Source organism: Listeria sp. ILCC796, assembly GCF_900186175.1.
In the GTDB taxonomy this organism is placed as follows: domain Bacteria; phylum Bacillota; class Bacilli; order Lactobacillales; family Listeriaceae; genus Listeria; species Listeria goaensis.
On the sequence record NZ_FYBV01000001.1, the window covers coordinates 158,511 to 182,438 of the forward strand.

The following is a 23,928-nucleotide window of genomic DNA, read 5'->3' on the forward strand; positions in this document are numbered from 1 at the left end:
AAACAGAAGTTAGCTAAAAAACTAGCTAGCTTCTCTTTATGGCTGAGGGGATAAATATGGAGACGAAAGAACTTAATAAAAAGTGGATATATGGCATTAGTTTTGTTTTGCCTATTTTGTTAGTAATCATTGCACAATCATTAAACAGCATGTCTTTTTGGGGAACAAAAACGTTTCTGGCTGCCGATCTGAAAAGCCAGTATATCTCATTTCACTATCTACTGCATGATTTGATTTACGGAAAAGCGAATTGGGGATTTACATTTCAAGGTGGCATGGGTGTAGGAACACTCGGGATAATAGGCTACTATTTGATGAGCCCATTTGCTTTCATCATCGCGTTATTCCCAAAGGACTTATTAGTATACCTGATTCAAATTGTTTACTGGATTAAAGTAGGTCTTGCAGGATTATTCATGGCAATCTATTTAAAAAACACATTTAAAAAGATGACGTGGTGGACAATTCCGCTTGCTATTAGCTACGCGCTATCAGGTTTTATAGTTGTTTATCAATCGAATATTATGTGGCTGGATGTAGTTTATATTTTCCCCATTATTATGCTTGGGGTAGATAAACTTATTCAAGATGGAAAATCTGGAATATTCATTTTTGGTATTACATATGCTCTTGTTACAAACTTTTATATTGGCTATATGGCTTGTATCGGGGCATTCTTATATTTTCTTGTTCGGATTTTTGAGCTCGGGGAAAAGCCGATTTCTTTTTGGAAGAAGTTTTTCCATTTCGTTTCATCGGGAATTATTTCTGCCTTATTAGCGGCACCAATTGTTGTGCCAGTAGTGTTAGAAACGCTATCTGCACCAAAAAAGGATCAGGCTATTCAATGGTTTAAGTTTGATTTAACAGAACCAATCAATACGTTAAGCAAATTTTTAACGGGCGTTCAGTATCCACTTGTGGATGTGAATCAAAATGCGCCCAATGTTTACGTAGGCCTCTTTATTTTATTATTAGCTGTGTTATTCTTTTTAAATCGCACTATTTTATTGAAAACGAAGTTGTTGTGGTTAGCCGCTTTAATCGTATTATTTATAGCGACGCAAAGTGTTGGAATGAACTATGTTTTCCACGGGTTTGCGGAACCAAACGGATGGCCATATCGTTATATTTTCATCTTTTCGGCCTTTGCAGTTGTCATGGCGGCTAAAAGTATCGATGTATTTTCAGGTTTGAAAATGTATCAAATCTTAATCGTTTTATCTGCTCTGCTGCTGTTATTTGTACTGCTTTACTTGAACAATGGCGAAATCATCTCTAGAAAAATTTTAGTTATCAATGCGGCTATGCTTATTTGCTTGACGATTGGCCTGATTGGTCTCGAGAAATATCAAAAAATCGCTATTTCGTGTTTAGTGTTACTCGTTGCAGCGGACTTACTGATGAACACCTATCAAACAAATCGCGTCTACCCGGCTGAAACGTATGAACAATACAACCAATTTGATAAAGAAAAAACAGCGATTGTCTCGGAAGTTGGCGGTAGCGATTTTTCAAGAATGGATTTTACAAGTCAACAGCCGTTTCGAAATAATGATTCATTCCGCTATGGTTTGAATGGCATAACCAATTACAATACACTTACGCATAAGCAACTGAACCAAAATCTAGGGAAACTAGGCTTTTTAACAACACCTTCGATGGTGTGGTTACGCTACGAAGGGAACACTTTAATTACCGACTCCTTGTTTGGCGTGGCATACAACATACAACCTAAAAATAGCCAGATTACAAAAGAGGGTTTTAAGCGGGTCATGCAAACTGCTTCTTACGACGTTTATCAAAATCAAAACGCGCTTTCCTTAGCCTACATTCCGCAAGTGGACTATCAAGCGGTTAGCAGTAAACTTGATGATCCGTCGCTAAATTACTTTGAGAAGCAAAACCTACTTTTTTCCAAAAAAGGAAGTGAGTTACCGTATTTCCAAATGACGACCCCAGTAAAATGGGAGGCAAAAGATTTAACAGTGACGCGAAACAATAATGTTTTGACGCTCCAAAAAAATCAACACGTCACGGAAGGGAAATTGGAAGCACAAATTGAAATCCAAAAACCTTCGCAACTTTACCTGTCATTAAATGGAATCGTGAATAGCGCTACGCCTTTACAAATCTATGTAAACGGTAAACAAGTGTCACATTCTACCTTTGAGGTAGCGCCGCATATTATTAATCTTGGCGAACAAAAAAGCGGGGTGACCACCGTTACTTTTGTAGTTCGAAACGCGGTGGAAAACATCGGTGGTTTACAGTTTGCTAAACTGGATTTAGAAATGTTCCGAAATCGAGTGAATGCCCTAGAAAAAAGTAACGTACATGTAGAAAAAATACGTGAAGATCAGCTAGAAACAAATTTTGTAGCAGAAGAAAAAGAAACTGTCCAATTTACAATTCCGTATAGCAAAGGCTGGAGTGCCAAAGTAAATGGCGAAAAAACTGAAATAACGCCACTTTATAACAAGAGTTTTATTGGGGTTGAAGTGCCTAAAGGGAAAAATAAAATTGAGCTGAGCTACAGACAACCTGGTCTTTTTGCAGGATTCCTTGCGCTACTAGCAGGTAGTGCGCTATTGATCTGGTTAAGATTTAGAGCGAAACGTTCGTAAGACTCGCGTGAATATGGATAGCTTCTTTTTACAATCTTTTGTGTTACAATATAGCTGTATGAGCTTTCAAACTTTAGAAATAAAGGAGAATAAAGAAATGATTTATGCTGAAATTCTTGCTGGGGGTAAAGGTACCCGGATGGGCAATGTGAGTATGCCAAAACAATATTTACCGCTTAACGGTAAACCCGTTATTGTGCATACCGTTGAAAAATTTATTTTAAATGCACGTTTTGATAAGATTTTTGTGGCTTCACCAAAAGAGTGGATGAACCACACAGAAGATGTCCTAAAAAAACATATTCAAGATGACCGAGTTGTTGTCATTGAAGGTGGTACCGACCGCAATGAAACGATTATGAACGGAATTCGTTATGTAGAGAAGAATTTCGGTTTAAATGAAGAAGATGTTTTAATCACACATGACGCTGTTCGTCCATTTTTAACGCACCGAATTATTGAAGAAAATATTGATGCGGCTTTGAAATACGGCACAGTAGATACAGTAATTACGGCGACGGATACAATTGTTGAATCGACCAACCATGAATTTATTACAGATATTCCGGTTCGTGATGTGATGTATCAAGGTCAAACGCCGCAAAGTTTTAACATGAAAATGATTTATGGGCACTACAACGCGCTTTCTGCCGAGCAAAAAGAAATTTTAACGGATGCTTGTAAAATTTGTCTGTTAGCTGGTGAAAAAGTGAGTTTAGTAAAAGGTGAAATTTTTAATATTAAAATTACGACACCGTACGATTTGCAAGTAGCGAATGCCATTATACAGGAGCGGATAAATAATGATTAATCAAGTATACAGGCTCGTGTCTGAACGACAATTCGAAGTCGCGAACATTGATGAAACATTGACGGAAGATGTCGTTGTTGTTCGCCCAACTTATCTTTCGATTTGTGCGGCCGATCAGCGCTATTATACTGGTTCACGCGGAAAAGAAATTTTAGCGAAAAAACTTCCAATGGCACTGATTCATGAAGGTGTCGGAGAAGTCGTTTATGATGCTAAAAAAGAATTTCCTATTGGGACAAAAGTCGTCATGATTCCTAATACACCCGTTGAAACTGACCCCGTCATTGCAGAAAACTACTTGCGTTCAACGAAATTCCGTTCAAGCGGTTTTGATGGACTCATGCAGGACAATGTTTTCATGCGTCGGGACCGTCTTGTGGTGTTACCAGAAGATATGGACATGTCAGTTGCCGCTTTTTCAGAGCTCATTTCAGTAGCTGTTCATGCGCTACTTCGCTTTGATTCACGCGCCGACCAAAATCGCTCGTCTTTCGGCGTTTGGGGCGATGGCAACTTAGGCTTCATCATGACGCTTCTTTTAAAAGATAAGTACCCAGATGCGAAGGTCTATATTTTTGGAAAAACACCGTACAAACTGGATTTCTTCTCGTTTGTAGACGGTGCCTATAATATTGACGAGATTCCGGAAGGGCTTGTTATTGACCAAGCGTTTGAATGTGCGGGAGGCAGAGGCAGCCAGTACGCGGTCAGCCAAATTATTGACCTCATCAAACCAGAAGGTACGATATCGCTACTCGGTGTTTCAGAATATCCGATTGAGTTTAATACACGCATGGTGCTTGAAAAAGGGCTTACCGTTTACGGTAGTAGCCGCAGTGGTCGTGTTGACTTTGAAGAAACCGTTCGTTTTTTAAATGAAAATAAACGCGCTGTGGAATACTTAGCCAATTTAGTCGGTGAAATCCATGATGTTCGCAGTATTCAAGATGTCATTGAAGCGTTCGAATCCGATTTACGAAGCCCGTGGGGGAAAACGGTCATGTCGTGGAACATATAAGAAAAAGGCGTCGCTGTGCGGCGCTTTTATAAAAGGGACAAAGAATAAGGAGTGTGATGAAAATGAAGCGTATTTTAGCTTCTGTATACATGTGTTTCGTCAAGGTAATCGCCTTCCTTTGTCGCATGTTTAAACGGCAAAACAAAGTGGTTATGCTGATTACGTTTAGCGATAGCCCAGAACAAATCTCCAAAAAAATGGTGGAACTAAAAGTGACACCTGAAACAATTGTTTTTTATGACCCACGTTTAGACACAACAAAAATCGCTCAAAATTTTATGCGAATGATTCCTATGAAAACAAAAACATTGGTGTCGCGCATTTATCATATGAGCACGGCAAAAGTTGTCCTTGTTGATAATTATTTCCCCGAGCTTGCTGTGATGAAATGGGCAGAAGGAACAATCTGCGTACAAATTTGGCATGCGAGTGGCGCACTCAAAAAGTTTGCATGGGAAGATAAAAGTGTTGCGGGACGGACAGCTGCCGAACAGACGCGATTTAAACGCGTCTACGCGGCGTTCACTCATGTGGTCGTGGGATCTGATGTGATGGCTGACATTTTCAAACGCTCTTTCTTGTTAGACGACAGTAAGCTGCTCAAAATCGGAGTGCCAAGTACAGACTACTTTTTTCAAAAAGAAGAGGTCATGAGGGTGCATAAGCGCTACCGCGCGAAGTATCATAAAAAGACAATTTTATATGCTCCGACATACCGGGACAATGAGCTTGGTGCGGCCAAATTGCTCATCGATGTGGAAATGATGCGCGAAAAATTGGCGAGCGAATACGTCTTGCTGTTAAAACTGCATCCCGCAATTGCGAGTCAACTTGACGTACCAGAAGATGATTTTGTACGCATTGTACCGAAAGCAGAATCAATGAAGGAAGTCTTGGCTGGAAGCGACATTCTCGTGACAGATTATTCATCCACCCCCGTTGATTTTGCGCTACTTGACCGCCCAGTGTACTTCTACACGCCAGATTTAGAGACGTATGATAGCGAACGCGGTCTTGTCACAGGCTACTTGGATCTAATTCCGGGGACGCCGTATCAGACGACAGAGGCGCTTTCAGACGCTATTTTAGCGGAGGCTGCGCATGCCGAACAAATTGAGGCGTTTAAAAAAAGCTGGAACAAGTACTCGACAGGAAATGCAAGCGAAAAACTTGTTTCTTTTATTAAAAAAAATCTTTAAAAAAAGAGGGACGTACGATGAAAAAAGTGATAACTTACGGCACGTTTGATTTGCTCCACTGGGGTCACATTGAACTTTTAAAGCGGGCAAAAGCCCTTGGCGATTACTTAATTGTCGCCGTCTCAACGGACGAATTTAACGCGCTAAAACATAAAGAAGCCTATCACAGTTACCCGCACAGAAAATTGATTTTAGAAGCCATCCGTTACGTAGACGAAGTTATCCCAGAAAAAACATGGGAACAAAAAATTGACGACGTCAAAACGCATGACGTTGATATTTTCGTGATGGGGGACGATTGGCGCGGCGAATTTGACTTCCTAAAAGATTACTGTGAAGTCATTTATTTACCAAGAACGACCGGCATTTCAACGACACAAATTAAAGATGATTTAAGTTAAAATCCTACGCCCATTTTTGCGTAGGATTTTTTGCGTTCAAAAATTCACGGAAGTAGTAACACACCCCGTTTTGTGCTATGATGGGGTTATTAAATTCGTTTCCAAATGAGGATAGGAGAGAACGATGACGAACTTATATCAAGACGACAGTTTAACACTACATACTGATTTGTATCAACTTAATATGATGAAAGCGTATTTTGATGACGGCTTGCATGAGCGTAAAAGCGTATTCGAAGTTTTCTTTCGCGATATGCCATTCGATTCAGGCTTTGTCGTTTTTGCTGGCTTAGAGCGCATTATTGCTTATATGAAAAATTTGCGTTTTACAGAATCCGACATCACCTATTTACACGATGAACTAGGATTTGATGGCCCGTTTTTAGAGTATTTACGAAACTTTAAATTTAAAGGCAACATTCGTTCCGTTCGCGAAGGTGAATTTGTTTTTAAAACAGAACCCATCGTGCAAGTGGAAGCGAGCTTAGCGGAAGCACAGCTCATTGAAACGGCACTTTTAAATATTGTGAACTTCCAAACCTTAATTGCGACCAAAGCGGCGCGAATTCGTGAGGTTGTGGAAGCGGAAAGCTTAGCTGAATTTGGCACGCGGCGAGCGCAAGAAATGGACGCAGCAATTTGGGGAACGCGCGCGGCTTATATTGGCGGCTGTGATTCCACAAGTAACGTGCGCGCTGGAAAAATTTTCGGCATTCCAGTTTCAGGAACAATGGCGCATGCGATGGTTCAGGCGTACCGAGATGAGTATGAAGCATTTAAAAGTTATGCGAAGAGTCATAAAAATGCTATTTTCCTCGTAGACACGTATGATACGCTGAAATCAGGCGTACCGAATGCGATTCGGGTGGCGAAGGAACTAGGTGATAAGGTGAATTTTATGGGGATTCGTTTGGACAGCGGGGACATGGCGTTCTTGTCGAAAAAGGCACGCCAAATGTTAGATGAAGCAGGGTTTCCGGATGTGAAAATTTTTGCGTCGAGCGATTTAGATGAACATACGATTTTATCTTTGAAGGCACAAAAAGCGAAAATTGATTCATGGGGTGTTGGCACAAAACTAATTACAGCATATGATCAACCAGCGCTTGGTGCGGTTTACAAAATGGCGGCCATCGCGGACGAAAACGGTGTGCTGCAGGATTCAATTAAGCTGTCGAGCAACACGGAAAAAGTTTCCACCCCGGGTAAAAAGACCGTGTATCGTATCATCACGACGGACGAAGGCTTGAAGGCAGAAGGTGACTATGTGGCGCTTTCCGATGAATCTTTGGACGGGGTGGAGGAGCTTACGATGTTCCATCCGGTGCATACTTACATTACGAAAACGGTGGAGCATTTTACGGCGCGCGAGCTACTTGTGCCGATTTTTGAGGACGGCGAGCTTGTCTATGAGATGCCGACTTTAGAGGAAATCAAGCAATATAAAGAGGATAACCTGGCGCTGCTTTGGGATGAATACAAGCGTACGATTCGTCCAGAACAATACCCAGTTGATTTAAGCGTGAAGTGCTGGAAAAATAAGATGCGCAACATCGAGAAAGTGCGCAAAAGCGTGCAGCTTCATTCACCAGTTGATTTAGATATACCATTTTAACAAACACGAGCGGCTTTCTTTTTGTCTAAAAGTAGGTCGCTGTTTTGATAGGAGGATTTTGATGTTGAGAGAACAAATTATACGCGAGATGCACGTTTTACCGGAAATAAACCCACAAGAAGAAATTCGGAAGAGTATTGACTTTTTAAAGGCCTATTTAAAGCGAAATCCGTTTTTAAAATCGCTTGTCCTTGGAATTTCCGCTGGGCAAGACTCCACCTTAGCTGGCAAACTAGCCCAACTTGCGATTACCGAATTGCGCGCCGAAACAAACGATTCGAGCTACCAATTTATCGCCGTAAGCTTACCGTACGGCAAGCAAATCGATGAAGCTGACCGCACGGATGCGCTCGAATTTATTGCGCCTGACAAAACGATTACGATTAACATTAAAGCTGCCGTCGATGTGAGCGTCATCACTCTAGAGCAAGCTGGCGTAACACTTTCCGATTTCGCGAAAGGAAATGAAAAGGCGCGCGAGCGCATGAAGGCTCAGTATTCCATTGCAGCGATGTATCAAGGGGTGGTCGTTGGGACGGATCATTCTGCGGAAGCTGTTACTGGTTTTTATACGAAATACGGGGACGGCGGGACGGATATCAATCCGCTTTTTCGCCTCAATAAACGACAAGGTAAGGCTCTCCTTAAGGAACTAGGATGTCCTGAACATCTTTATTTAAAAGCACCGACAGCGGACCTTGAAGACGATAAACCCGCTTTGCCGGACGAAGTGGCGCTTGGTGTGACGTACGATGAGATTGATGATTACTTGGAAGGGCGCGCAGTCCCAGAAGATGCTGCACAAAAAATCGAAGCTTGGTACACAAAATCTATGCATAAACGTCATATGGCGATTACAATATTTGATGATTTTTGGAAATAGGAGGGATGCAAAATGAAGATGGGATTTGGACTATTCACGACGTTTGTTGCTCACCCGGGCCAGCAAAAAGCGCTTGCAGAAATTTTACTGGAAAGTGCCGCTGGTCTCGAAAAAGAGGCGTCTTGCCTTTCTTACATCGTTGGCATATCTGAACAAGATGAAAATATTGTTTACGTGAGCGAAATTTGGACGGACGAAGGGCACCACCGCGCTTCGCTTGAAAACCCGGCAACGAAGGCTGCAATCGAACGGGCAATGCCGCTAATTGCAAATGTGGAACGCAATAAGGAACTCGATATTATTGGTGGAAAAGGGCTATAAAATGAAAACGATTATGATTGTTTGCGCGGGCGGCGCGACTTCTGGCTTAATGGCGCAATATGTTGTAAAAAGCGCGAAAGAACAAAACTTAGACGCCGCTTTGCTTTTCCCGGAGGACGTAAAATTGAAAGCTGATTTTTTCCAAAAAAATAAAGATCGTGATGTTGTGTTTTTCATGGGTCCGGTGACGGCGATTACGAGTGCGCATTTTCGCGACTTTAAGGAGCAAGTGGACGCCGTTTTGGTTGCCCCGCAAGTGAGTTACATGTATAAAGAAGTGGAGAAAGTTTTGGGAGAAATCGGGATTCCAAGTGCAAAAATTGATTCGCTTGCGTTTGGTCGCATGGAAGGTGCGAAAATTTTAGAGCAGGCGCTTAGGCTCACTGGTGAAATCTAGGGTTGCAACTTTCCTCGCAAGACGTTAAAATGTAAGAAGAATGAAAGGGCAAGCGATTGTCCTTTTCTTATTTTGTGGTTTGAGCCGACTATCTCGGCTTAATTTTATAGATAAGGTGGTTTTGGAAAAAAAGATGAAAGAATTTCTAGAGCAAGAAAAAATTATCGTTTTGGATTTTGGTAGCCAATACAACCAATTAATTACGCGACGTATCCGCGAATTTGGTGTATATAGTGAGCTTCACCCGCATACGATTACGGTAGAGGAAATGAAGGCACTTAACCCAACTGGTATTATTTTCTCAGGCGGGCCGAACAGTGTGTATGATGAAGGTGCATTCCGCTGTGATGAAGGCTTATTTGAAATGGGCATTCCAATTTTAGGTATTTGTTACGGCATGCAGCTAATGACTTTACATTTTGGCGGTAAAGTAGAGCCTGCAAAAGACCGTGAATACGGAAAAGCAAATGTACATCTAGAAATTCCAAACCATTTATTTGCTGGCATTCCGACTGACCAAACTGTTTGGATGAGCCACGGTGACCTCGTTGTTGAAGCGCCAGCAACTTTTGACGTTATCGGTACAAGCAAGTCTTGTCCGGTTGCAGCGATTGCTGATGAAAACAAAAAGATGTACGGTGTCCAGTTCCACCCGGAAGTGCGCCACTCAGAATACGGCAACGACCTGCTTAAAAACTTTGCTTTAAACATATGCGGTTGTAAGGGTGATTGGTCGATGGAGAACTTCATTGACGTCGAAATTAAAAAGATTCAAGAGCTTGTTGGGGATAAAAAAGTGCTCCTAGCTCTCTCTGGCGGGGTCGATTCTTCCGTTGTCGGCGTTTTGATCCACAAGGCAATTGGTGATAAGCTTACGTGTATTTTTGTTGATCATGGCTTACTTCGCAAAGGTGAAGCCGATCAAGTTATGGCAACCCTTCAAGGCGAGTTCAAAATGAATATTATTAAGGTTGACGCCAAAAAACGTTTCATGGACAAATTAAAAGGCGTTTCAGACCCTGAACAAAAACGCAAAATCATCGGCAACGAATTCATTTACGTATTCGATGATGAAGCGAGCAAACTAGACGGCGTAGAATTCCTAGCGCAAGGTACGCTTTATACGGACATCATTGAAAGCGGCACAGCGACGGCGCAAACAATTAAATCGCACCACAACGTTGGCGGTCTTCCAGAAGACATGCAATTTAAATTGATTGAGCCATTAAATACGCTATTCAAAGACGAAGTGCGCGCACTCGGAACGGAACTCGGTATGCCAGACGCAATTGTGTGGCGCCAACCCTTCCCAGGTCCTGGCCTCGGTATTCGCGTACTCGGTGAGGTGACGGAAGAAAAACTAGAAATCGTCCGCGAATCCGATTTTATCCTAAGAGAAGAAATTAAAAATGCCGGTCTTGAACGCGAAATCTGGCAATACTTCACAGCCCTACCAAACATCCGAAGCGTGGGTGTCATGGGTGACGGCCGCACATACGACCACACTGTCGTCCTCCGCGCCGTAACAAGCATCGACGGCATGACAGCCGACTGGGCGCGCATCCCGTGGGACGTGCTGGAGAAAATCTCCGTGCGAATCGTGAATGAAGTGAAGCACGTGAATCGTGTTGTGTATGATGTGACGAGTAAACCACCAGCGACGGTGGAGTGGGAGTAATGTACAGGTGAATTCAAGCTTAGAATGTTGATTTAATAGCCTTCTGCTTGATGTTAAACTTGGAATTTGATTGAATTTCCATCTTAAATCAGATTAGTAGTAACTGCAAATGTAACCACGAAGTCAGTCAGAAATGGCTGGCTTTTTTATTAGACACTATCGAGAGAATAAAGATTTCTACTTAAAAACTTTGATATAATTAAATATATAGTATTTTGGGAGGAATGAAGATGGGGTTATTTGATTTATTTAAGAAGAAAAAAAGTTCTAAAACGGAAACCAATACAAGAACTAATTTAGATATTTACACTAAATCTATTCCACTTAATATAAGGAAACTGCTTTTCATTTCTGAAACAAGAACTACTGTAAATAAAAATACGAATACTTATAACGGGATAAAAATTACACTTAGTTCTGAAAGTGATTTCGAACCATCAGAAATAATAACCACTCTGCCTGTCATTAAAGGAAGGGCCGAACCATTAGGGTATTATCCATCCTATTATGAAATGTCACCTGAACAAAGGTATAACTATTTAACATTTTTAACAAATATCCACGCAAATATAGATATTGGATATGTTTTTGTATATTACTATGGTTTAGAAAGAAAAATTTTCTTAGATGAAGATTTATATGACGCAGTTAAAATGATAGCAACACTTCAAAAATATCATGACAATCGTTCTTTTATCTCGTACTCTAATGACGCTATAATATACGCAGCTATGAAAAAGAAAGACCCTAGTATATTACTTAACATAAATCTGGATACCCTAAGACCTGAGTTACTATTCCTAGTTAAAGGATTTTTCATCGGAGAATTTAGTGCGCAAGATTTAATGTTATTGTCAAAGGGAGTAGGTTTTACCAATAATAGATATATAAAGTCATCACCTGAAATATTCCAAACAAATCTAGCTGAATTATTGCTAAAAAAATTTGGTTCCGAAACTTATAAACTTGATAAATCAATAACATTAGATACACACGAAAAAATAAGGTTTGCACTATCAAATATTTCTATAAAAAATAGAGAATTTGAATACCCAAATACGCTCCTAAACTCTGATATTCAATCTGATATCTATCTATTACTAAAAGAGAGCCATGAAAAAACGAAAGTAGATGTTGCCAATTTACGAAAATCTAGTAAAAAAACATCGTCAGAACACATCACTACATTAAAGCAACCAAAAAAAGAAAAACAATCCATTTTCGTTCCAACTGATAACTTAACTTTGAAAGAAAGAATACTCTTGTCAAAAGAACCTTCAGCAGATGGATTTGATGAAGAAATTAAAGGTATTAATTATTATAAACAAGGAAACTATAAAGACGCCGAGGAATGGTTGTTACGCTCTGTAAAAGGTAATTTCGATGTCCCAGCGCTCTATGAAAGACTAGGTATTCTATACCGTAAACAAAAACGCTACAATGATGAAGTAGAAATTTTAAAAATTGGTATAAAGAACGTTGGCTTTAATTCAAAATTAAACGAGCGCCTTGCTAGAGCAATAGAACTCAACGAAAAAAATAAATTAAAATAAGATGTTAGAGCAGTTTATAATATCTCTAAAAATAGTAAAAGCTGGTTTAAATTTAATTGGCTTTTTTATTTTATTCACCTACTGGCAATTTTGTATATTGCCCTTTTGGTAAAACCGAAAATACCAGTTCGAACATAAATTCGTTGTGGCCTTAGCCGCCGTCTAAATATAAGAAAAGCGACTTACTCTTTTTTGAGCAGGTCGCTTATTTTTATACACTGAACTAACAAATCTTCCTTTTCTTTAGGAGAAAGTCCATCCACCTTTTCTAATGCATCATTGTCCTCTCTGTTAAAATCAAAAAACTCTTGATATGAAATACCTAATCCCTTTATCAACCTATCTAGCGAGGGCACTGAGAGACTAAAACGACCATTTTCTAACTTATTTACATAATGTCTATCCAATTCTGCTTTCAAAGATAATTTCTCTTGACTTATTTTCAACCTAGTTCGAACTTTTTTCAAACAATCCACCAAAATTTGATTTAAATCATCCATTAAGGAACCCACCTTTCATTATAATGCTACGAGGTTACTCAAAAGATAGACACCTTGATTTAGTGAATATTTACATAGCATTATAATGAACTATTTGATGAAATATGTTGGTAACAACTATGAAAAGGAGGATTTAGAAATGAAAAAAGCACTAAAGGGACTAGGAATAATCTGTTTAAGCACAATAATTTTAACTGGTTGTGGAGGTGGAAAGAGTGAAAAAGAAGACACTCTTAAGGACGGAACCTATTATCGATATGATGACTATCTCAAGGTCAAGCTAGTTATTCAAGGTGATGAAGTTTTACGGACTGGAAATATTGAAGGTGACACGGCTGAAATTGGCGAAATCAAAGGAAAAGCGAATATTCCTTATTGGACAAAAGAAGAATTTGAAAAAGTGGTTTCGCAAATTTGTATTTCTGACTACTATCAACATCTCAACTTCGTTATGCTTTGGGTTTATTTCACTACTGGCAGTCGTGTAAACGAAGCCTGTGTATTTTACTGGAATGATATTGATTTTGAAAAGAAGACTATACGAATTCATCATATGCTTGAAATAAAAAATAAAGAGAATTGGGTTCGCAAAAACTACACAAAAACCGAAAATGGAAAAAGAATCATTTCACTGGATGATTATACTCTCCAAATTTTGATGAATTGGAAAAAAAGACAAGCACAACATTGTACATCTAATTTCATATTCAGCTACAATGGAAACACAATGCAAAAGTCAACGATTGCCAGAATTATTGAACGTTACGCCAAACTTGCAGGGATCCATAAAATCCAATCTAAAGGTTTAAGACACTCTCATGCATCGTATTTAATTAATGAGTTTAATGTGGATATTCTTATGTTATCTAGAAGACTAGGCCACTCAGGGCCTGAAATTACCCTCAAACATTATTCTCATATGTATCCGAATAGAGATGAGGTCATTGCAAATAATATCACTGGAAACATCAAAATAGAGACCTCCCAAATAAATCAAATTAAGTTCACCGGGAATCAAAATATAAAATATGATTATTAATAGTGTGGAAGGAGAAATGTTGTTACTCTCCTTCTATTTTGCTATAATTACAGTACGAGTACCCAATCAGAATTTCCCTGAATTTATTTGTTGGATAAGTATTTATTCAACGTATGTATTCTGAAACCCAAACCTATTTTTGCTATTTGTCATGTGAATGCTAAACGTCATTTCAAGCATATATTGGCATACAAATATGTAATAACATGTACCTTGCTTGTGAGTAGCAATAAACTGATTACCCTATAGGGCGTGTTATAACAAAAACAGGGTTTTTTAGCGGAGATTAGAATAAGCTCTCTATTTCTGATAATTCCTTATAACAAACAGGGGGGATGTTTTACCATCCTAATATATAAGGAAGGAGGAAATTTTATGGATAAGCGATCCAAAAAAGCCTTTAAAACTCGTATAGAGCGCAGAAAATCAGAAAAATATAATCGAACCTTTAAATCATTATTAAAAGTGATTAAAGGTTATGCACTTCTGAAAGGAGGAATAGCTCTTTCACTCACTATTTTGAAGCATTCTGATTTTATAGTGTCCGTCATAACTGACTTACTTGAAACACTTTATTCTAATCTCTATTATTCGAAAGAGCACACTACTCATGAACTATACGACTACAAAATTATATGGAATAACTACAAAAAAACATTTATCTTACATATTAAAAATAGACCAAAAGGTTCTAATGAACATAGAACCTCTTTTTTGTGCTGATTCTTTTACAAAAACTAAAAATGAAAAAACCAGAACCTTTTTTGACCCGAATGTATCCCAAAGAAAAGTACTCAACCGGATTAACCATTACTTGCAGCAAATAGAAGCTCCTTCCTTTGCATACGGTGGGATTAAAGGAAGAAGCTATATTGACAATGCTAAAGTCCATAGTTCTCAAAGTTCTCTCTTATTAATTGATATAAAAAATTTTTTCCCTTCTACAAACGATTTTTATGTCTATAATTTTTTCAAAAATAAGTTAGCTATGTCTACAGATGTTGCAAAAATTTTAACCCTCATTGTAACTGAGAAATCTGGTTTATCAAAAAATAGATTTATTCCTCAAGGTTATCCTACTAGTCCATTAATCAGCCTTTTTTCTTACATTGATATGTTTAGCAAAATAGCTGAAATAGCTAGTTTGAATCGTCTTAATTACTCGTGTTATTATGACGATCTAACTTTGTCGTCAAATAAGTACATTGATAAATCCGTACTACGACAAATCAAAAAAACAATTTCTTTATATGATTTGAAGGTAAATGAAAATAAAACACGAGCATTATTCAATCGAGGTAGTAAACTTACTGGAGTTATTGTATTACCAGATGGTCTTGAAATACCCGGTAAAATACAATTACAAATGATTCAAAACTTTGATCTACTAATGAAAAGTATTTTTTCAGAAACTCAAATTGATAAAAAAACTATCATTACCCTTTGCAATAAAGTTCAAGGTTGTATAGCATCCATGAGATCTATTGATAAATACAAGAATGATTTTGATAGAGACTTATCTTTTTACTCAAACAAGGTGAAAGAAATAAGAAAACTCTTATAGAGAATATAGATAAATGTAAAGGATATCGTTTAATTGCAATCTTTTTTGTGAGTTCTCAAAATACTAACACCTTTTCTAATTATTATTGTTTCAAATATTTCTTATTCTTAATATTCTAATTACTACATTTACTAAAAAATCTTCAATGTAAAACGAAAGTACATATCATTAGTATGAAACGAGGATAATTATGAACCCCTACACGACTACACCTTATGTATTTAGTCCCTATGAACCTTGTCCTTGTGAAAGCGGGAAAAAATACAAATTTTGTTGTTTCGCTAAAAGCAAAAATATGTCTTATAGTAATCAGAATTATAATGCCAAAAGACTCTATTCAGAAGCTCATAAACATTTTAGAGATACCGATTTTAAAACATGTTTTGGATTTGATACTAATTGTAACTACGGTCATATAGGTGCCCATTCTTTGCAAAAAAATGGCGTTTTAAACCTAATTGCTGATGAAAACCATGTTTATATGTTGGAGATGAACTATCAAGAAAATTCCTTAACTCCAAAATTAGAATTTAAAAAAATTGGAAAAAATCAAGCAAGCGTATTTGATGGTTTTTGTAAGCATCATGATGAAGACTACTTCAAAACAATAGAAGATATTCCTTTCGAGGGAAATGCTGAACAAAATTATTGGTTTGCTTTTAGAGCTCATTGTTTTGAAGCTCACAGAAAATATAGACTAAAAAAAAGTTATTCTTCTTTCTTTAAGAAATCACCCGAAACCACAAGAAACAAGCAATTATCGAATAATTATAGGGGGAACGAATTAACTATAAGGGATATGGAAGTTGATTATAAGCGATTTAAAAGTATTTTTGAATCTCGCGATTTTGATAAATTAGAAAGCTTTGTTAAAGTTCTACCTTTTAAAACTGCATTCACAGCAACAACAGCTATTGGTGTATGTGTTGATATAGAAGGAAAGACTGCTGCGGATATTTATAATTATAATGAATCTGTATTTGTTCCAAGTATTTATTTATCTGTAATCCCGAAAGAAACTGAAACTATTATTATAGTTTCCAGATTTAAAGAGGATGAATGCTATGAAAATTTCATCAAATCTTTAAACTCTTGTGAAGAGGATAATAAGATTTTCTCTTTCTTGACTTATTGTTTAGCAGAATACAGTGAAAATGTCTATTTCTCTCCCCTACTGATTGATAAAATCTTAACTTCAAGTGAAAAAGAGCTAATTACAACAGCTTTTTTGGGATGTATTAGCCCAAATCAGGAACTGAGATTTAAAAGTATGTTCAGCACATTTAAACTAGATTTATTTAAATACAAACTACAATAAATATTTTTATTAATAGCTACTACGTTTATAGTGTAAAAAAGAGTTATATATTAATTCTTGTAACCCTTACTGTGCACCACCTTGTATAGAACTTTCTCAGCTACCCATTTTAAGCAAACACAAGAAACACAATTTTGAGCTGAGTTGCAAGTTCGATATAGTTGCTACTGTAATCCTGATTGTGACCTGAAAAAATACGATACGAAACTATGCCAATACTCGCTGACTTTTTAGCCCTAGCGAATAGGTTAGAGTGGGAATAGTAGTAGGAGAGCTAGAAAGCCTTTTGTAATAAGGGTTTTTAGCTCTTTTTTTAAATTCATTGCACTTTTATTGTACTATTTATTTGATTTTTCTCACATACTTCACCGAATCGTATTACAATGAAAAAGCTAATCTTGAATCGTATTTTGGAACTTTATCTAATGAAAAATTTGAGGAATTATGGAATACTTGTAAAAGGTATATAGGTAAAGCTGACTATTCACATCAAATGATAACGATGGCTAGCAATCTAAATGATAATTATTTTAGATTAGCGAATGGTGTAGGGCTAATTCATGGAAAAGGATTTAATCATGAGTTTGTTAATGAATTATCAGGATGGAGAGGGGATGCGACATCGCAAGCGGCAGGAATGAAAGCAATCTTAGGGAATGATGATTATAAAGCCGATTTGGATGCAGTGAATATACTTCATTTGATGGATAACAAAAAGATAAGTTATGAAACAGCTTCTAATCAATATTATAGTGATATTAAGAATGGGAAATATACAAGGGCGGAGACTTTTAAAGACAACGTAGATTTTGAATATGTCAAATCTGAAATACTAAAATCGGAAACGCCTGTTTTTGAATATACAATTAATGGTGAAACATACCAGACAAAATTTGAAGAACGATATGATGTTCCTTACAAGAACACGGAACGGGTGCTGACAGAATCTGAGAGGCTCAATAGCTTAAAGGAAAAATCTCCAGCATCATATAATTTTATAAAAAGTTTAGAAAATGATCTAAATGAACTAAAAATTTATGCAGAAGAAGGAAAATGAACTTATGGAAAAGAGAACAAAAATCATAGCAATTGTCGTGCTATTATTAATGATAGTTGTGGCGTTTGTTTCGACCAAAAACATTACACAAAGTACCAAGGCAGAGAATATATTTGATGAGATTTTTTATGATGAAAGAGAGGCATTAGATATGCCTGGCAATGGTGGTGCTGCTTTAGCAAGAGTGGAAGGTATGGAGCAATGGAATCGTGCTGGTGCTGATAATATAGGAGAGCAAATATTTTATGAAAAGTATGAGAAAAGTTCGCTTCCAATGAGAGTAAAAGATATGTACTACATTTTTTCATTTATAAATGAGGATATGGTAGAGAGCAAGCAACATATTACGAAAAAGGATAAGGTGACAATCGTAATTATGTATCAATTTGGAGATAACTTATTTACAGAGATTAGCTATATTTATGATGTCAAAGCAAAAATATTAACAAAAGGAATAGCTATACTAGATGACGAACAAGTCATTACAAAAGATAAAGAAGATATAGAGAAATATTTCGTAGAGAAGGGCACAAGTTTAGAAGAAATAGAAAATTTAGGAGAAGACCTCCTAAGAAGCAGGTTATTAACGGATTGGTGCTCTGTTTATGACAGTCAATTTTCGCAAGATGATTTTGGTGAAGTTGAGATAAAGAAAAAATATTAAAATAGTTAAGAAAAAGTTATGAGGTTCAAAATATTTAATCATTCAATTCAAAAGACCGAAGAACTTATTTTTGATAAAAATATAACGTTTTTTGTTGGCGGAAACGGCATGGGAAAATCGACTTTATTTAGAAGCGATGGCGGTTAACTACGGATTGAATCCAGAAAGCTGTACAAAAAATTTTACTTTCTATACGAAAGAAACGCATAGCCAATTAAGTGATGCAATTCGGGTTGTGAAGGGAATAAAACGAGCAGATCAATCTTTCTTTTTAAGAGCAGAAAACTTGTATAATTTAGCTACAACGATAGATTAATTGGATAAAGAAGGTGGTGGGAATCCGATTATTGATTCTTACGGGGCGGGGTATCTCTTCATGAACAATCGCATGGTGAGGCTTTTATGGCAGTCATTTTGAATCGTTTTTCCGAAAATGGCGTGTATTTATTGGATGAACCGGAAGCGGCTTTGTCACCAACTAACTTTGCTTCAGGCGATAAATAATTTAGCGAAGAAAGGGGCGCAATTTATTATCGCCACACATTCGCCTATTATAATGTCTGAGGTGGTCCATAAATGTTAGACTATAATAATGAGCGAATATCTTTGCGACTTGATGGAAAATCGCCTAGACAATACTTGAAGTTCAAAAATAAATAGTATGATTATTTGGAGGAAATAAAATGCTGAAAAATCACTTTGACAAAAGGAAATTTAGAATTTGGAAATATAGTGTATCATTAAATACATTATTGCTCAGAAGTGTCGAAGATTTAAATACTACTATAGATATATTATTTTATGGAGTTAAATCCATGAATATTGAAAGTACTATGACAATAACTGGAATTAACGAAAAAATACATAGTGAATTTTCCGAATTCATAATCAATACACCGAAAGGTATCATGACAATTAAGGCAATTTCATGTAAAGTGGTTGAGTCTGAACTAAGTTATGATGATTTAAATGGATATTTCAATCATATGCTCTGAATTAACATTGAATTCAGTCAAGAAGTCCAACTTTCGCGGTGCACTTCAGTCGTGTCCGGATGCTGCCATTTTTTTATTCAATCATGAGGACACAATTCAAAAAGTAGACTACGAGGAAACAGAACATTTTATTGTATCGAAATACTTTTTTAGCAACTATCCATCTTATCGCGACGAGTTTTTGGAAGATAATTAAAAAAGCAACAATCAAATGGTTTTCCACTTGATTGTTGCTTTTTTTAAACAAAAAAAACCAAAAAAGCGACAAGGCCAGTTCGCTCTTTTGGTAACTAGGTGGGGCAGCAAACAGCAAAAAGCTGTTTACTACATTTATACAATACCATGATAACGTGGAGGAAATATGGAGGCGCATTCTAAATTCTCCATATTTTCTCCATAGAGTTTTGCTAACCTATATGTATAAAGGAGGGGTGAGATTGAAAAAAAGTTTAATTTGGAGCATTGTTATTGGTGTTTTACTGCTGATAAGTATTTTATTAATTGGTTTTTGGCTGATGAATAAAAATATGTCCCCAAATGAACATCGCAATATGGACATGGGAGCGGAGGATAAAGTTGTTACCTTAAAAGAAGAACCAGATGAAGCGCCTCGGCCACTGAAAATACCGGATATACTTGAGCCATCGACGGTTAATGATGAAAGGGTCGTTTATGATATTGAAGCAAAAACTGGCGAATCAGTCATAAAAACAGGTGAAAAAACGAAGACACTTGGTTATAATGGAAATTATTTAGGTCCAGTTATTCGGCTGGAGAAAGGTCAAAAAGTAACCTTTCGAACGAAAAATAGTTTGAACGAGGAAACAAGTTTCCACTGGCACGGGCTTGTTGTACCTGCTGTTTCAGACGGTGGGCCGCACCAAACCATTCCTGAATATAGTAAAAAAGAGGTCAACTTCACTGTGAAGCAAGATGCAGCGACACTCTGGTTTCATCCTCATCCGAAAGGCAACACGGCAAAACAAGTCTATCAGGGCCTTGCCGGCTTAATTTATATTGATGATGAAAATCAAAAGAGTAAAAACCTTCCTTCAGCTTATGGGAAAAATGACTTTCCAGTGATTATACAAGACCGCAATTTTATGGAAGACAACCAATTTGATTATGCGAACGATCGAAACAGCGACGGGACACAAGGCGAAAGCTTAGTCATCAATGGGACTATCCGTCCGTATCTTGATGTGAAGTATGATAAAATTAGACTTAGAATGGTGAACGGTTCAAACGCGCGTGAGTATAACTTGGCCCTTTCAAATGGTGCCAAAATCACGCAAATCGCGACTGATGGTGGACTTCTTTTGAAACCAGTGTCGCTAACAAATTTAAAACTATCGCCTGGTGAGCGAGCAGAAATTATTTTAGATTTTACAAAAGTACGGAATAAGAAAGTGGCGTTACAAGACGGTCGGGCAACCGTTTTACGTTTCAATGTGGCGGATTCGCTTATTCGAACCGAGAACCCACAACAAGTGCTTAACCAAATTGATTCCCCTATGGAAACTGAAGATGCGAAGGTGGACAAAATTACGCTTTCTGGAATGGGGCATATGGTGGCAATTGATGGGCAGAAATTTGATATGAATCGCATTGACAAGGAAGTGAAGCAAGGTACGGAAGTCATTTGGGAGGTGACAAATGAAGGTGGCATGATGGGGGATATGAATCACCCATTTCACATTCACGGTACGCAATTTCAAATTGTAAGCCGAAATGGAAGGGCTACCATGGGCAATGAACGGGGATTGAAAGATACGGTTGTGATTGCGCCAAATGAATCGGTCAAGCTAAAAATCCGCTTTAATCAAAAAGGTGTGTTTATGTATCATTGTCATAACCTTGAGCATGAGGAAAACGGTATGATGGCTCAAGTCAAGGTGCTGTAGAAAAAGGAGTTGTGTGAAAATGATTGGAGATTTGTGTGACTATATTTTTGGTGGGGGGACGGTTGGAATGCTTCTGATGCTGCTTTTCTGGGTGGTCATGATGGCAGCGATTAGTTTTCTCATGTATGTCATGATGAGTCGCGAGAAGGAAAAAATTGAATTTGCCTCCTCTAGTGAACAGCCTGAACAAGTTTTACTTAACGAATTCATGCGCGGTCACATCAATGAAGAGGAGTATTTGCATAAAAAGAAATATTTATAAATCATCAGCGCGGGGAGTGTTCACATTGAAAATCTTAATTGTAGATGACGAGCCTAAAATTTTAGATGTTGTAGAGGCATACTTAGTTGCCAAAGATTATCTGGTATTTCGGGCAAATTCAGGTGAAACTGCATTCAAGAAATATACGTTAAGTAGCCCAGATTTAATCATTTTAGATTTAATGTTACCTGATAAATCTGGTTTAGAGATTTGCAAAGAAATTCGAGCAAGCGGGGACGATACACCGATTATTATGCTTACAGCCAAATCAAAAGAGCAAGATATTTTAACAGGTTTACAATTGGGCGCAGATGATTACATCGTCAAACCATTTAGCCCAAAAGAGCTTGTTATGCGAGTTGAAACGGTTCTTAGGCGAAGCGGAAGTTTAATGAGCAAAAAGAATAATAAGTTAGCCTTTGATCAAGGAACATTAATTATTTATCCGGGCTCTCGGCAAGTATTTTTACACGAAGAAGAGATTTTTTTGACTAAAAAGGAGTTTGACTTACTCGTTACATTGGCGATGAATCCGACGCAATATTTTCCGCGAGAGGCGCTTGTTGAGGCATTATATGGTTGTGATTCAATAAATTCCGATAGAGCGATTGATTCCCATATTAAGAATTTGCGACAAAAAATAGAAGTTGATTCGAAAAAACCAAGGTTTATTTTAACAATACACGGGAAAGGCTACCGATTTGGGTGTGCAGAATGAAAAAACGAACGATTAAGACGCAACTTATTTTCGGATTTGCAGCGCTTTCGGTCCTCATTATTGGCTCAATTAGTTTTATTACAGCTTATTTAATGAATACGCATTTTGAACGATACATTATGGAAAAACAAAATGAAATGATTAAGCAAACGGAACACAGCGTTTTGCTCGCTTACAATGAGGATGCGAATACATGGGATACGAAGCGGCTTAGGCAAATTAATGAATCTATTGCTACTAAGGGACAATGGTACATTCTATTTGATGTTTCGGGAAATTCAATTTTCTCACCAACAGAAAGTGAGCAAATTGACAGCCAGAAAGAGATGAAAGCGCTGCAAGAAAAGAACCCAACTAAAACGGAAGAAATGACGAAAATTTTTAATCTTGAAGATTCGAATGGTCGAGAAATTGCAACGTTAGACATTCATTATGTTGGTCCATTAAATTATACCAAACATGACCTTGCTTTTATGCGCGATATGAAAATGAATCTACTCATTGTTTCCATTTCTGCCTTTTTCTTTTTGACTTTTATCGTAACATGGATGTCTAGACGACTGAGTTATCCACTTGTTCGCTTGAATGAGAAGACAAAAGAAATTGCAGAAGGAAATCGGCTTGAAACGATGCTGCCAGAAAGTTCAACAATTGAAATCAATGAGCTTGTATTATCGATTAATGAACTGTCACGTCGCTTAGGCAAACAAAACGAATTAAGGAATCGTTTGACAACAGATATAGCGCACGAGCTTCGAACCCCTTTAACGACTGTAAAAGCGCACATTGAAGCGATGATTGACGGGATTTGGCCGGTGACTCCAGAGCGTCTGAGAAGCTGTTATGACGAAGTGGACCGATTAACTCGTCTTATTGGGAGCATTGAGCAAATATCAGCGATTGAAAGCCATATCGAAAATCTAGATATTCGACCTTTTGATTTAAAAAGAATGTTGTTTACTTTGCGTGATAATTTTGAAGCTCAGTATGAGGCGAAAGAGGTTGAGTTAGAAATTATTAGTCCTGAAATCGAATTAGTTGCAGATGAAGACAAAATTCGCCAAGTCATCACGAATCTTTTAGCCAATGCTTTAAAATTCACGCCTGCTCTTGGAAAAGTCATTGTCCAAGCGGCAGATACGGGAGATGAGGTTATTATTAAAGTGATGGATACAGGCGAGGGCATCCCAATTGAGGAACAGGAATACATTTTTAATCGATTTTATATGACGAATTTATCACGAAATAACGGCTCTCGTGGCAAAGGTATTGGACTTGCCATTGCCAGATCAATTATTCGAGCACATAAAGGGAATATTCGTGTCGAAAGTGAGCTTGGTAAAGGTAGTATTTTTATTATTCAACTACCTAAATAAGGTTTTTATTGGGCCTATAGATGGTTTA

The 23,928-nt window shown here is 37.6% G+C and carries 24 protein-coding genes; 23 read left to right on the forward strand and 1 reads right to left on the reverse strand.

What is annotated here, in order from left to right:
* Positions 1-56 precede the first annotated feature (56 nt).
* The 11 genes from CFS04_RS00785 to CFS04_RS00835 all read left to right on the forward strand — a co-directional run bounded on the left by CFS04_RS00785 (position 57) and on the right by CFS04_RS00835 (position 12,503).
* Positions 57-2,627, forward strand: a complete 2,571-nt coding sequence (locus tag CFS04_RS00785) for a YfhO family protein (RefSeq protein WP_159457869.1) — start codon at positions 57-59, stop codon at positions 2,625-2,627.
* 97 nt (positions 2,628-2,724) lie between these two features.
* The gene (locus tag CFS04_RS00790) at positions 2,725-3,438 is read left to right on the forward strand and encodes a 2-C-methyl-D-erythritol 4-phosphate cytidylyltransferase (protein WP_088808700.1); all 714 of its coding nucleotides are present in this window, start codon (positions 2,725-2,727) and stop codon (positions 3,436-3,438) included.
* Positions 3,431-4,456, forward strand: coding sequence for a ribitol-5-phosphate dehydrogenase (locus tag CFS04_RS00795; RefSeq protein WP_088808701.1), 1,026 nt, complete (start codon positions 3,431-3,433; stop codon positions 4,454-4,456). Before CFS04_RS00790 ends, CFS04_RS00795 begins: the two co-directional genes overlap by 8 nt.
* Before the next feature lie 62 nt (positions 4,457-4,518).
* The gene (locus CFS04_RS00800; protein WP_159457870.1) at positions 4,519-5,655 is read left to right on the forward strand and encodes a CDP-glycerol glycerophosphotransferase family protein; all 1,137 of its coding nucleotides are present in this window, start codon (positions 4,519-4,521) and stop codon (positions 5,653-5,655) included.
* A gap of 17 nt (positions 5,656-5,672) precedes the next feature.
* The gene (gene tagD / locus CFS04_RS00805) at positions 5,673-6,056 is read left to right on the forward strand and encodes a glycerol-3-phosphate cytidylyltransferase (protein WP_088808703.1); all 384 of its coding nucleotides are present in this window, start codon (positions 5,673-5,675) and stop codon (positions 6,054-6,056) included.
* A gap of 124 nt (positions 6,057-6,180) precedes the next feature.
* Positions 6,181-7,671 (forward strand): nicotinate phosphoribosyltransferase, encoded by a 1,491-nt coding sequence (locus CFS04_RS00810; RefSeq protein ID WP_088808704.1) that lies wholly within the window; start codon positions 6,181-6,183, stop codon positions 7,669-7,671.
* Positions 7,672-7,729: 58 nt separating this feature from the next.
* A complete protein-coding gene (nadE, locus tag CFS04_RS00815) occupies positions 7,730-8,554 on the forward strand; it encodes an ammonia-dependent NAD(+) synthetase (RefSeq protein ID WP_088808705.1) in 825 nt (274 codons plus the stop codon).
* A 12-nt stretch (positions 8,555-8,566) separates the two neighbouring features.
* Positions 8,567-8,875, forward strand: a complete 309-nt coding sequence (locus CFS04_RS00820; protein WP_088808706.1) for a putative quinol monooxygenase — start codon at positions 8,567-8,569, stop codon at positions 8,873-8,875.
* Position 8,876: 1 nt separating this feature from the next.
* Positions 8,877-9,272, forward strand: coding sequence for a PTS sugar transporter subunit IIB (locus tag CFS04_RS00825; protein WP_088809064.1), 396 nt, complete (start codon positions 8,877-8,879; stop codon positions 9,270-9,272).
* 121 nt (positions 9,273-9,393) lie between these two features.
* Complete coding sequence (gene guaA / locus CFS04_RS00830; protein ID WP_088808707.1) at positions 9,394-10,950, forward strand: glutamine-hydrolyzing GMP synthase; 1,557 nt, start codon at positions 9,394-9,396, stop codon at positions 10,948-10,950.
* A 230-nt stretch (positions 10,951-11,180) separates the two neighbouring features.
* Positions 11,181-12,503 (forward strand): TerB N-terminal domain-containing protein, encoded by a 1,323-nt coding sequence (locus tag CFS04_RS00835; protein ID WP_159457871.1) that lies wholly within the window; start codon positions 11,181-11,183, stop codon positions 12,501-12,503.
* 182 nt (positions 12,504-12,685) lie between these two features.
* On the opposite strand, the gene CFS04_RS00840 is transcribed toward CFS04_RS00835, so the two are convergent.
* Positions 12,686-13,003, reverse strand: coding sequence for a helix-turn-helix domain-containing protein (locus CFS04_RS00840; protein WP_088808709.1), 318 nt, complete (start codon positions 13,001-13,003; stop codon positions 12,686-12,688).
* 139 nt (positions 13,004-13,142) lie between these two features.
* Between CFS04_RS00840 and CFS04_RS00845 the strand changes: the two genes are divergently transcribed.
* The 12 genes from CFS04_RS00845 to CFS04_RS00900 all read left to right on the forward strand — a co-directional run bounded on the left by CFS04_RS00845 (position 13,143) and on the right by CFS04_RS00900 (position 23,900).
* Positions 13,143-14,042, forward strand: a complete 900-nt coding sequence (locus CFS04_RS00845; RefSeq protein ID WP_369821502.1) for a site-specific integrase — start codon at positions 13,143-13,145, stop codon at positions 14,040-14,042.
* 375 nt (positions 14,043-14,417) lie between these two features.
* Positions 14,418-14,765 carry a hypothetical protein gene (locus CFS04_RS12935; protein ID WP_159457872.1) on the forward strand — a complete coding sequence of 116 codons (348 nt, stop codon included), beginning with the start codon at positions 14,418-14,420 and terminating at the stop codon, positions 14,763-14,765.
* Entirely contained in the window at positions 14,737-15,606 is an 870-nt protein-coding gene (locus CFS04_RS00850; protein WP_159457873.1) for a reverse transcriptase family protein, read from the forward strand. Before CFS04_RS12935 ends, CFS04_RS00850 begins: the two co-directional genes overlap by 29 nt.
* 190 nt (positions 15,607-15,796) lie before the next feature.
* A complete protein-coding gene (locus CFS04_RS00855) occupies positions 15,797-16,924 on the forward strand; it encodes a YecA family protein (protein WP_088808712.1) in 1,128 nt (375 codons plus the stop codon).
* 502 nt (positions 16,925-17,426) lie between these two features.
* Complete coding sequence (locus CFS04_RS00860; RefSeq protein WP_088814580.1) at positions 17,427-17,981, forward strand: hypothetical protein; 555 nt, start codon at positions 17,427-17,429, stop codon at positions 17,979-17,981.
* 4 nt (positions 17,982-17,985) lie between these two features.
* Complete coding sequence (locus CFS04_RS00865; RefSeq protein WP_088808714.1) at positions 17,986-18,645, forward strand: TipC family immunity protein; 660 nt, start codon at positions 17,986-17,988, stop codon at positions 18,643-18,645.
* Positions 18,646-18,739: 94 nt separating this feature from the next.
* Entirely contained in the window at positions 18,740-18,961 is a 222-nt protein-coding gene (locus tag CFS04_RS00870) for a hypothetical protein (protein ID WP_088808715.1), read from the forward strand.
* Positions 18,962-19,328: 367 nt separating this feature from the next.
* Entirely contained in the window at positions 19,329-19,640 is a 312-nt protein-coding gene (locus tag CFS04_RS00875) for a hypothetical protein (RefSeq protein ID WP_088808716.1), read from the forward strand.
* Positions 19,641-20,071: 431 nt separating this feature from the next.
* Positions 20,072-21,544: a multicopper oxidase family protein gene (locus CFS04_RS00885; RefSeq protein ID WP_255377758.1), complete on the forward strand. Its 1,473-nt coding sequence runs from the start codon at positions 20,072-20,074 to the stop codon at positions 21,542-21,544.
* Positions 21,545-21,563: 19 nt separating this feature from the next.
* Positions 21,564-21,806, forward strand: a complete 243-nt coding sequence (locus tag CFS04_RS00890) for a hypothetical protein (RefSeq protein WP_088808719.1) — start codon at positions 21,564-21,566, stop codon at positions 21,804-21,806.
* A 16-nt stretch (positions 21,807-21,822) separates the two neighbouring features.
* Positions 21,823-22,524, forward strand: a complete 702-nt coding sequence (locus CFS04_RS00895; protein ID WP_369821453.1) for a response regulator transcription factor — start codon at positions 21,823-21,825, stop codon at positions 22,522-22,524.
* A complete protein-coding gene (locus CFS04_RS00900; protein ID WP_088808721.1) occupies positions 22,521-23,900 on the forward strand; it encodes a cell wall metabolism sensor histidine kinase WalK in 1,380 nt (459 codons plus the stop codon). The genes CFS04_RS00895 and CFS04_RS00900 overlap by 4 nt, the downstream gene beginning before the upstream one ends.
* The last annotated feature ends 28 nt before the right edge of the window (positions 23,901-23,928 follow it).

Excerpts from the sequence above, each read along its gene's own strand:
- CFS04_RS00825 (WP_088809064.1), top strand. The coding sequence starts at position 8,877 with ATGAAAACGATTATGATTGTTTGCGCGGGCGGCGCGACTTCTGGCTTA.
- CFS04_RS00850 (WP_159457873.1), top strand. The coding sequence starts at position 14,737 with ATGAACATAGAACCTCTTTTTTGTGCTGATTCTTTTACAAAAACTAAA.
- CFS04_RS00840 (WP_088808709.1), bottom strand. The coding sequence starts at position 13,003 with ATGGATGATTTAAATCAAATTTTGGTGGATTGTTTGAAAAAAGTTCGA.
- CFS04_RS00845 (WP_369821502.1), top strand. The coding sequence starts at position 13,143 with ATGAAAAAAGCACTAAAGGGACTAGGAATAATCTGTTTAAGCACAATA.
- tagD (WP_088808703.1), top strand. The coding sequence starts at position 5,673 with ATGAAAAAAGTGATAACTTACGGCACGTTTGATTTGCTCCACTGGGGT.
- CFS04_RS00890 (WP_088808719.1), top strand. The coding sequence starts at position 21,564 with ATGATTGGAGATTTGTGTGACTATATTTTTGGTGGGGGGACGGTTGGA.
- CFS04_RS00835 (WP_159457871.1), top strand. The coding sequence starts at position 11,181 with ATGGGGTTATTTGATTTATTTAAGAAGAAAAAAAGTTCTAAAACGGAA.
- CFS04_RS00795 (WP_088808701.1), top strand. The coding sequence starts at position 3,431 with ATGATTAATCAAGTATACAGGCTCGTGTCTGAACGACAATTCGAAGTC.
- CFS04_RS00860 (WP_088814580.1), top strand. The coding sequence starts at position 17,427 with ATGGCTAGCAATCTAAATGATAATTATTTTAGATTAGCGAATGGTGTA.
- CFS04_RS00900 (WP_088808721.1), top strand. The coding sequence starts at position 22,521 with ATGAAAAAACGAACGATTAAGACGCAACTTATTTTCGGATTTGCAGCG.
- CFS04_RS00875 (WP_088808716.1), top strand. The coding sequence starts at position 19,329 with ATGCTGAAAAATCACTTTGACAAAAGGAAATTTAGAATTTGGAAATAT.
- CFS04_RS00785 (WP_159457869.1), top strand. The coding sequence starts at position 57 with ATGGAGACGAAAGAACTTAATAAAAAGTGGATATATGGCATTAGTTTT.
- CFS04_RS12935 (WP_159457872.1), top strand. The coding sequence starts at position 14,418 with ATGGATAAGCGATCCAAAAAAGCCTTTAAAACTCGTATAGAGCGCAGA.
- CFS04_RS00855 (WP_088808712.1), top strand. The coding sequence starts at position 15,797 with ATGAACCCCTACACGACTACACCTTATGTATTTAGTCCCTATGAACCT.
- CFS04_RS00810 (WP_088808704.1), top strand. The coding sequence starts at position 6,181 with ATGACGAACTTATATCAAGACGACAGTTTAACACTACATACTGATTTG.
- CFS04_RS00865 (WP_088808714.1), top strand. The coding sequence starts at position 17,986 with ATGGAAAAGAGAACAAAAATCATAGCAATTGTCGTGCTATTATTAATG.
- CFS04_RS00790 (WP_088808700.1), top strand. The coding sequence starts at position 2,725 with ATGATTTATGCTGAAATTCTTGCTGGGGGTAAAGGTACCCGGATGGGC.
- CFS04_RS00820 (WP_088808706.1), top strand. The coding sequence starts at position 8,567 with ATGAAGATGGGATTTGGACTATTCACGACGTTTGTTGCTCACCCGGGC.
- CFS04_RS00800 (WP_159457870.1), top strand. The coding sequence starts at position 4,519 with ATGAAGCGTATTTTAGCTTCTGTATACATGTGTTTCGTCAAGGTAATC.